Source organism: Salinicola sp. V024 (assembly GCF_052645315.1).
The window spans coordinates 357543-366151 of record NZ_JBQXYB010000004.1 but is presented as its reverse complement, the minus strand read 5'-3'; the positions used below and the strand labels follow the sequence as shown (position 1 = coordinate 366151).

Below are 8609 nucleotides of genomic sequence, written 5' to 3'. Positions count from 1 at the left end.
TGGACGATGCGACACCCGATGAGGTGTACTTCGATCAACCACTGACCCAGGCGGCCTGACGCCTGATGATGATCCGGTCAGAGCTTAAATCGCCTGTCAGGTGGTCCAACGGATGGGGTCCACTTCACATGGAACCTTGGATGAACCATCCCGCAATTTGATCAAAGCCCATGAAACATCCGTACTCAGCTTGGCAAGCCGAAACGCTTAGCTAACCATAATGGCATGCGAGAATCTCGACGGAAACACGATGTCACACTTGAGTCTGAATCTACAGAGGACGATCGTCGATCAGATCGGCTCTTATTGGTCGCGGTTGAGGAACAGCAAGAAAATTACCGGCTCGCTGCGCAAGGCCGTTTGTCGGCGCTCGAACACCAAAACCGCGAGCGCCTCGGTGCGAACCGGAGGGTTCTCATCTCCTCCCCCTTTTGGCGCCAAATTCCAGGCATAAAAAAGCCGGCTACTCGAGCCGGCTGATTCAGAATTCGTGGCGGAGGGGGAGGGATTCGAACCCTCGAAGCCTTGCGACTTACACACTTTCCAGGCGTGCTCCTTCGACCACTCGGACACCCCTCCGCATTGTCATCCCGACCGTTTCGGCTGTGCCGCACCGTTCAGAACGGCGCACATAGTAACGAGCTAAGCCTGTGATCGCAAGCCATTTTCTCTTTACCGTCGCCCTTTTACCTCTATAGGCACCACCAAGGCGTCAGGTCCATCGCTCGACGTAGTCATCCGGATTGCGTATCTGCATGCCGGGATAACGACCGCCCGGCTGCCCCAGGTACAGATAGCCGATCAGCTCTTCCTGATCGCCGAGACCAAGACCGCGCCAGACGGTCTTGTCATGTGCGTAGGTGCCGGTGCGCCACATGGCGCCGAGGCCTTGGGCATAGGCGGCGTAGAGCATGGCATGGGCCGCGCAGCCGGCCGAAATGATCTGCTCGACCGGCGGCACCTTGGGCAGGCCCGGCGTGATATTGGCGATCACGGCAATGATCATCGGTGCGCGTTTGGGCTTCTTGCGAGCAGCGTCGAGGTTACCTTCATCGATATGCGGGTTGGCCTGATAATCGGACTGGGCGAAGAGTTCACCTAGTCGATCGAGCCCTTCTCCGCTGATCTCGATGAATCGATACGGCGTCATTTCCTTGTGATCCGGCGCCCGCAGCGCGGCACGATAAAGGGCGTCGAGCTGTTCGACGGTGGGTGCGGGGCCGGCCAACTTGCCCATCGAACGGCGCTGATGCAGTAGTTCCAGAGCGTCCATGTTCGGCTTCTCCATCCAGGCACGTGGTTGAACGAATGTTCTTAAAGGCATGCTCTTGACCGAATGCTCTTGACCCAGTGTTGAGCAGGATATCGGATGCGATTGCAGATCGCCCGACTCTACGTCAAAAGCGTTACTGCCGCAGCAGCCGTGCCGGCAGCGCGGGTGTCCAGCCAGGCGTGGCACGCCACGGATTGATATCGAGCCCGCCACGGCGGACGTAGCGCGCCATCACCAACAGCTCTTGCGGACGGCAGCGCGCCATCAGATCCACGAAGATATGTTCGACACAGTGCTCGTGGAAATCCTGATGCTGACGATAGGAGATTACGTAACGCAGCAAGGCGGCACGATCGAGTCGCGGGCCGCGGTAGGCGATCACCACGCTGCCCCAGTCCGGCTGGCCGGTAACCGGGCAGTTGGATTTGAGCAGGTGCGAATGCAGCGTCTCCTCGACGATATCGCTCTCGTCGCTGGCGAGCAGATCCGGCGAAGGCGTGTAGCGATCGATGTCGACTTCGATGTCGTCGAGACAGTCCCCCGGCATCGGCTGGGGAGCCAGTTCGGCATCATCGGCGCCGTAGAGCTCCACCGTGACCGGTGCGCCGGCCGCCGCGCTCAGATCCCGCTGCAGAAATTCGACCACCGCCTCGCGATCGACGAACGTGGTCTGATTGAAGCTGTTGAGATAGAGCTTCCACGACTTGGATTCGATCAGCTGCGGCGAATCCGCCGGCAACCGGAATCGCGCCACGGCGACTACCGGCTTGCCCCGCAGATCGAGCCAGGAAAGCTCGAACGCCCACCACTCGTCGCCCCCGACGAACGGCAGCGATGTCGAGTCGATCCCCAGCGGCGCGCGGTTGGCCGCCCGCTCGATGGGGAACAGCAGCGAGGCGTCGTAGCGCTCGGGATAAGCGGACTCTCGCCCGAGAGGCGCATCGGTCAGCGTGTGCGGGCGTTCCTGAGTCATGAACGAATTCCCTTGCCGCGATTGAGCATCCATAGCGCCAGGCTCCAGAGCACGACGATGAACGCAGCAATGGCGATCAGCGCCCCGCCCACGGGGATGTCGGAAATTCCGAGAATACCGTAGCGGAAGGCGTTCACCATATAGAGGATCGGGTTGATCATCGTCACGTTCTGCCAGAACTGCGGCAGCAGATCGATCGAGTAGAACACGCCGCCGAGATAGGTCAGCGGGGTCAGCACGAAAATCGGTATGATCGAGATATCATCGAACTTCTTGGCCAGCAACGCGTTGATGAAGCCACCGATCGAGAACAGCATCGCGGTCATGATCACGACGGCCAGGGTCACGAGCGGGTGATGCAGATTCAGGTCGGTGAAGAAGAACGACACGATCGTGACGATCAGCCCGACGCCGAGGCCACGTGCCGCGCCACCGATGACGAAGCCCGCCAGGATGACCCAGTTGGGCATCGGCGAGACCATCATCTCTTCCACGCTGCGCTGAAACTTGTTGGAGAAGAACGACGAGGCCACGTTGGAGTAGCTGTTGGTGATCACGGACATCATGATCAGGCCGGGCACGATATAGGACATATACGAGATGCCGTGCATCTCACCCACGCGCGAGCCGATCAGATTGCCGAAGATGATGAAGTACATCGTCATGGTGATCGACGGCGGTACCAGCGTCTGCGGCCAGATGCGCACGAAGCGGCGTACTTCCTTGACCACCATGGTCCAGAGAGAAATCAGCAGTTGCCGGGTATTCAAGACGCCGTCTCCTTGGCCTGCGGGGATTGCGCGGATTCACTGTCGATGCCATTCGAGGTTTCCGGCTGCGAAGTCATCGAGACGAACAGCTCTTCCAGACGATTGGCGCGATTACGCATCGAGAGCACGCGGACGCCCTGCTCGGTCAGCTGCTGGAAGGCATCGTTGAGATTGGTGCCCTTGCGTACGGACAGCGCCACTTGATGCGAGTCGACACGCTCGATCTCGAAGCCTTCGATCACCGGGGTCGTTTCGAGCGGCTCGGCCAGATCGAGCAGAAATGTCTCGGTATCCAGCTCGGTGAGCAAACCCCGCATCGAGGTGTTCTTGATGATCTCGCCGTGATTGATGATCGCGATGTTGCGGCACAGGCTCTCGGCTTCCTCGAGGTAGTGGGTCGTCAGGATGATCGAGGTGCCTTCTTCCTCGTTGATCCGGCGCATGTACTCCCACATGCTGCGGCGCAGTTCGATATCCACACCGGCGGTGGGTTCGTCGAGAATCAGCAGCCGCGGCCGGTGAATCAAAGCCCGGGCGATCATCAGGCGGCGTTTCATACCGCCGGAAAGCATGCGGGCGGCGCCGTTGCGCTTGTCCCACAGGCCGAGATCCTTGAGCAGCCGCTCGCAGCGCGGCTTGGCTTCCTTCAACGGCATGCCATAGTAGCCAGCCTGGGTCAGAACGATGTCCTCGACCTTTTCGAACTGGCTGAAGTTGAACTCCTGGGGCACGACGCCGAGCGCGTATTTCGCCTTGGCGAAGTCCTTGTCGATATCGATACCGAAGATGCTCACCTTCCCCGCGGTCTTCTGGACCAGCGAGCAGACGATGCCGAGCGTGGTGGATTTACCCGCCCCATTGGGACCGAGCAGCGCAAAAAAATCGCCCTGGGGAACATCGAGATCGATGCCTTTCAGGGCCTCGAAACCATTACCGTAGACTTTGGTCAGCCCGCGGATGGACAGTGCAGGTTCTGCCATCAGGGATTCCTGTCATGTTTGAGAAATCGAGAGTGATGAAATCAGCTTAAACGTAGTGCCGTGAATATGGGGGCAATTCCAAGAGGTTCAATCTTTAGCAGACGAATGAATGATTCGTGATGACAGTCGAACAATCTGGCTGTCGATGCTACGGGTGTGACGAATAAAGAGGGCGAAACGCGTTGCTGAAGATCCAGGCCACCGGTTGCCGCCAATAAGCGCGCTCACTGGTATGACTGGCGGGTAAGGCAGACAAATCGGAAGCAGAGAGGGTCAGGAAACAGGCTGGCTATCACGATGCTGACGGAAATCGAGGTTTCTGGAGTTTCACGATTGGAGCGGGAAAGGAGAGCGATGGGGCGGCCCTCCGTCGGACCAGCGTTCCGGCTCACGACCCTCGACCACGTTTCAAGATTTTCCAAAACTGGAGCGGGAAAGGAGATTCGAACTCCCGACCCTCGCCTTGGCAAGGCGATGCTCTACCACTGAGCTATTCCCGCTTATCGTTGCCGGCGCTGATAGCGACGACGACATGACCTGGCGATCATGAAAGTGGCGTCCCATAGGGGGTTCGAACCCCTGTTACCGCCGTGAAAGGGCGGTGTCCTGGACCACTAGACGAATGGGACGCAATGGAGCAGCAAGCTGTTCCGATACCGCAAAAGTTGGAGCGGGAAAGGAGATCGATCGGACCGGCGTTCCGGCTCACGACCCATGCTGCCTATCTAACGCTACCAAAAGTTGGAGCGGGAAAGGAGATCGACCGGGCTGGCGTTCCAGCTCCCGACCTACACCTACCGTTCCGACACTACCTAAATTTGGAGCGGGAAAGGAGATTCGAACTCCCGACCCTCGCCTTGGCAAGGCGATGCTCTACCACTGAGCTATTCCCGCACCGAAACCTTCTCCTGCACACTTCGCAAAACCGAGTGGCGTCCCATAGGGGGTTCGAACCCCTGTTACCGCCGTGAAAGGGCGGTGTCCTGGACCACTAGACGAATGGGACGTAATGTCTCGGCTCCGTCGAAGTGGCGCGTATGTTACTGAGGCCGTTTTGGGGTGTCAAGCAATTGATTTAACCGATTTTCACCTCGACCTAATCAAGGCTGGTCAGCGGCCGGCAAATGGCCTGTAATGCAGGACATGAGCTGAAGTCGAAAGTATCAATGCGGCAACATGAGGAGAGCGAACATGAGCAAGGTGGAAAAGACCGAGGCCGAGTGGCGCGAGAAGCTGACCCCCGAGCAGTACCACGTCACTCGCGAGAAAGGCACCGAGCGGCCATTCACCGGCGACTATCAGGTCGAGCCGGTCCAGGGGATCTACCACTGCGTCTGCTGTGGCGCGCCGCTGTTCGAGAACGAGCACAAGTTCGAAGCGCACTGTGGCTGGCCGAGTTTCGACCGGCCCCTGGCGGCGGCATCGGTCGAGGAGCACCACGACGACAGCCACGGCATGCGCCGGATCGAAGTGACCTGCCGCCGCTGCGACGCCCACCTCGGGCACGTGTTTCCGGATGGACCGGCGGAAACCACCGGGCAACGCTACTGCATCAACTCGGTGGCGATGACGTTCCACGCCGGCGAATGAGCGGTGCCGACTCTCGATGCCGGGGACAAGGCTCGGGCGGCGAACACGTTGACACGTCGGCGATTCGCACCCATACAGTAACTAGCTCATCGCCATCGAGGAAAACGGTATGAAGAAGCTACTATTCGGGGCCATCGCCAACTGGCTGCGCAAGGCCGAGAACCGGGAGAAGGCCAAGCGGACAGCGCGGGATTTGCACGGCAAGTACCAGAACCGTAAAAGTACGCCGGACCGCGGGCCGAAACACTGACCCGGCTTGGCACCGACCTGTTCTACCGCTGACTCGCCTCAATGCACCCTGATCGGAAAGTTCGATCAGGGTGCATTGCTTATGGACGTAGCTGACGATGCCCTCTCCTCTGCCGTTATCCCTCCGCCGTTATTCCTCCGCCGATATGGGCGATTCTCACCCTGGATCGCCAGGCCCCAGACGGCACCCGGAACGCGGCCTCCAGCAAACCACGCGAACTTGCTGGTAGAATAGGTGCCCGCTTTTCCGTCGGTAACGCTCGACAGGCACGATGCTGGCACGACTAGACAGGCGCGACGCAGGCCCGATGACGCAGGCAAAGAGATAGGCAGGAGAAAGACATGCTCGGCTGGTATCCCGGACACATGAACAAGGCGCGGCGCCAGATTACCGAGGCGCTGCCGGAAATCGACGTGGTGATCGAGGTTCTCGACGCCCGGCTCCCCTACTCCAGCGGCAACCCGATGCTGGCCGATCTGACCGAGCACAAGCCGGTGTTGAAGATCCTCTCGCGTGCCGATCTGGCCGACCCCGTGGCAACGCAGCGCTGGATCGACTTTTTCGATGCCCAGCCGGACAGCCGAGCGATTGCCGTCACCACCACCCAGGCCCGCGAACTCAAACCGATTCCTGCCCTGTGTCACGAACTCGCTGGCCAGGTTCGCGCCGATCGCGATGTCCGCGTGATGGTGATGGGCATTCCCAACGTGGGCAAATCGACGCTGATCAACGGCTTGGCCGGGCGCAAGATCGCCAAGACCGGCAACGAGCCGGCGGTGACCAAGCGCCAGCAGAGAATTCGCATCGACGGCCGCGTGGCGCTGATCGATACGCCGGGCGTGCTGTGGCCGAAGATTGAGAATCAGGCCAGTGCCTATCGGCTCGCGGCCAGTGGCGCGATTCGCGATACCGCGATCGAGTACGTCGACGTCGCCATCGTCTGTGCCGCTGAGCTGGCCAAGCGTTATCCCGATGCCTTGCGCGAGCGCTACAAGCTCGGCGAACTCCCGGTCTATGTCGCGCCCACGGAGATCGACAGCGTCGACGCCGACGGTCCCAAACTGGTCGATTTTCAAGCCAGGGCCGGCTTCGACGGTCACGCGATCATGAACGAGATCGCCCGCAAGCGCGGCGGGCTGAGGGCCGGCGGCGTGATCAACCTGCACCGCGGCGCCGAAGTGCTGCTGCATGAACTGCGTGACGGCAAACTGGGGCGCGTGACGCTGGAGCTGCCCGAGGACATTCCCGAGCCTGTGGTGGAAACCGAGGCCGAATCCGAAAGCTGATCCCGCCGTACAGATGGGCGGAAAATCGAGGCTTTTCTGCCCCTTGCGCCGCGCCCGCGCGGCGGTATGCTGGGATATCGGCGACGCAGCCCGCCGAGAATTCGCCATCGTCCTACTCTTTGCCACCCGCCTGACTCTTTAGGCTGTGCCGCATACGGAATCCCAATGAACAGCCCCATCCGCAAATCGCACAAGCTCGACAACGTCTGCTATGACATTCGCGGGCCCGTTCTCGATCACGCCAAACGGCTCGAGGACGAAGGTCATCGCATCCTCAAGCTGAATATCGGCAACCCGGCGCCGTTCGGTTTCGAGGCGCCGGAAGAGATTCTTCAGGACGTGATGCGCAACCTGCCGACGGCCCAGGGTTACTGCGATTCCAAGGGGCTCTACTCGGCGCGCAAGGCGATCATGCAGGAGTGCCAGCGCAAGGGCATTCCCGGCGTCGGCGTCGAGGACGTGTTCGTCGGCAACGGTGTTTCCGAGCTGATCGTGATGGCGATGCAGGCGCTGCTGAACGACGGTGACGAAGTTCTGATTCCGGCGCCGGACTATCCGCTGTGGACGGCGGCGGCGAACCTGTCCGGCGGCCATCCCGTGCACTACCTGTGCGACGAGGCCGCCGACTGGTCGCCGGACATCGCCGATATCCGCGACAAGATCACCACCCGCACCCGCGCGATCGTGCTGATCAACCCCAACAATCCCACCGGGGCGGTCTATCCACCGGCGGTGGTCAAGGAGATCCTGGCGGTCGCTCGCCAGCACGGCCTGGTGGTGTTCTCCGACGAAATCTACGACAAGATTCTCTACGACGGCGTCGAGCACGTCTCCACCGGCGCCCTGGCAGCGGACGACCAGCTGGTCGTGACCATGAACGGTCTGTCCAAGAGCTATCGCTGTGCCGGTTTCCGCTCAGGCTGGATGATTCTCTCCGGCGGTAAGGGCAAGCAAAACGCCGAGGATTTCATTCAGGGGCTCAACATGCTGGCCTCGATGCGCCTGTGCGCCAACGTGCCGGCGCAGCATGCGATCCAGACCGCGTTGGGTGGCTATCAGTCGATCAACGACCTGATCCTGCCCGGCGGGCGACTGCTGGCGCAGCGCGATGTGGTCCATGAAAAGCTCAATGCCATTCCAGGCGTCTCCTGCGTCAAGCCGAAGGGTGCGCTCTATGCGTTCCCGCGGCTCGACCCAGAGATATACCCGATTCACGATGACGCCCAGATGGTGCTCGATCTGCTGCTGCAGGAGCGCATCCTGCTGGTCCAGGGCACCGCGTTCAACTGGCCGACGCCGGATCACGTGCGCATCGTGACGCTGCCCTGGGCCGATCAACTGGGTGATGCCATCGACCGCTTCGCCCGCTTCCTGTCTCGCTATCGCCAATGATTGTCGCGGCCGCGCACAGACGCGGCCGCCGATTGTCTTGCAACCGTTCCTCTGGCAACCGATCCTCTGGCAACCTGCTCTCTTACGACCTGCCC

8 protein-coding genes and 5 tRNA genes are annotated in these 8609 nt (G+C 60.6%); 4 read left to right on the top strand and 9 right to left on the bottom strand.

Translation table 11 applies throughout. The features are described 5' to 3' along the window. Positions 1 to 491: 491 nt before the first annotated feature. From ACUN9V_RS09345 to ACUN9V_RS09305, 9 genes are all read right to left on the bottom strand, one after another. Positions 492 to 579: transfer RNA gene (locus ACUN9V_RS09345), tRNA-Ser, on the bottom strand. A 133-nt stretch (positions 580 to 712) separates the two neighbouring features. Next, positions 713 to 1273, bottom strand: coding sequence for a nitroreductase family protein (locus ACUN9V_RS09340; RefSeq protein WP_445511187.1), 561 nt, complete (start codon positions 1271 to 1273; stop codon positions 713 to 715). Between the two features lie 133 nt (positions 1274 to 1406). Next, a complete protein-coding gene (gene queF, locus ACUN9V_RS09335; protein WP_445511186.1) occupies positions 1407 to 2246 on the bottom strand; it encodes an NADPH-dependent 7-cyano-7-deazaguanine reductase QueF in 840 nt (279 codons plus the stop codon). After that, the gene (locus ACUN9V_RS09330; protein ID WP_075562527.1) at positions 2243 to 3016 is read right to left on the bottom strand and encodes an ABC transporter permease; all 774 of its coding nucleotides are present in this window, start codon (positions 3014 to 3016) and stop codon (positions 2243 to 2245) included. The genes queF and ACUN9V_RS09330 overlap by 4 nt, the downstream gene beginning before the upstream one ends. Beyond that, positions 3013 to 3996, bottom strand: a complete 984-nt coding sequence (locus ACUN9V_RS09325) for an ABC transporter ATP-binding protein (RefSeq protein WP_445511185.1) — start codon at positions 3994 to 3996, stop codon at positions 3013 to 3015. Before ACUN9V_RS09325 ends, ACUN9V_RS09330 begins: the two co-directional genes overlap by 4 nt. A 425-nt stretch (positions 3997 to 4421) precedes the next feature. Beyond that, positions 4422 to 4496: transfer RNA gene (locus ACUN9V_RS09320), tRNA-Gly, on the bottom strand. 53 nt (positions 4497 to 4549) lie between these two features. Continuing rightward, positions 4550 to 4625, bottom strand: a tRNA-Glu gene (locus ACUN9V_RS09315). Between the two features lie 190 nt (positions 4626 to 4815). After that, a tRNA-Gly gene (locus tag ACUN9V_RS09310) sits at positions 4816 to 4890 on the bottom strand. A gap of 36 nt (positions 4891 to 4926) precedes the next feature. Next, a tRNA-Glu gene (locus ACUN9V_RS09305) sits at positions 4927 to 5002 on the bottom strand. A 185-nt stretch (positions 5003 to 5187) separates the two neighbouring features. On the opposite strand from ACUN9V_RS09305, the gene msrB reads away from it, so the two are divergent. The 4 genes from msrB (at position 5188) to ACUN9V_RS09285 (ending at position 8514) form a co-directional block, all read left to right on the top strand. Further along, positions 5188 to 5586, top strand: a complete 399-nt coding sequence (msrB, locus tag ACUN9V_RS09300; RefSeq protein ID WP_075562529.1) for a peptide-methionine (R)-S-oxide reductase MsrB — start codon at positions 5188 to 5190, stop codon at positions 5584 to 5586. Between the two features lie 109 nt (positions 5587 to 5695). Continuing rightward, positions 5696 to 5836, top strand: a complete 141-nt coding sequence (locus tag ACUN9V_RS09295) for a hypothetical protein (protein ID WP_445511184.1) — start codon at positions 5696 to 5698, stop codon at positions 5834 to 5836. A gap of 341 nt (positions 5837 to 6177) precedes the next feature. Beyond that, positions 6178 to 7122, top strand: a complete 945-nt coding sequence (ylqF, locus tag ACUN9V_RS09290) for a ribosome biogenesis GTPase YlqF (protein WP_445511183.1) — start codon at positions 6178 to 6180, stop codon at positions 7120 to 7122. Between the two features lie 165 nt (positions 7123 to 7287). After that, positions 7288 to 8514 carry a pyridoxal phosphate-dependent aminotransferase gene (locus ACUN9V_RS09285; RefSeq protein ID WP_445511182.1) on the top strand — a complete coding sequence of 409 codons (1227 nt, stop codon included), beginning with the start codon at positions 7288 to 7290 and terminating at the stop codon, positions 8512 to 8514. Positions 8515 to 8609 lie beyond the last annotated feature (95 nt).

Coding starts and splice junctions, on each gene's coding strand:
- queF (WP_445511186.1), bottom strand. CDS start 2,246: ATGACTCAGGAACGCCCGCACACGCTGACCGATGCGCCTCTCGGGCGA.
- msrB (WP_075562529.1), top strand. CDS start 5,188: ATGAGCAAGGTGGAAAAGACCGAGGCCGAGTGGCGCGAGAAGCTGACC.
- ACUN9V_RS09295 (WP_445511184.1), top strand. CDS start 5,696: ATGAAGAAGCTACTATTCGGGGCCATCGCCAACTGGCTGCGCAAGGCC.
- ylqF (WP_445511183.1), top strand. CDS start 6,178: ATGCTCGGCTGGTATCCCGGACACATGAACAAGGCGCGGCGCCAGATT.
- ACUN9V_RS09285 (WP_445511182.1), top strand. CDS start 7,288: ATGAACAGCCCCATCCGCAAATCGCACAAGCTCGACAACGTCTGCTAT.
- ACUN9V_RS09340 (WP_445511187.1), bottom strand. CDS start 1,273: ATGGACGCTCTGGAACTACTGCATCAGCGCCGTTCGATGGGCAAGTTG.
- ACUN9V_RS09325 (WP_445511185.1), bottom strand. CDS start 3,996: ATGGCAGAACCTGCACTGTCCATCCGCGGGCTGACCAAAGTCTACGGT.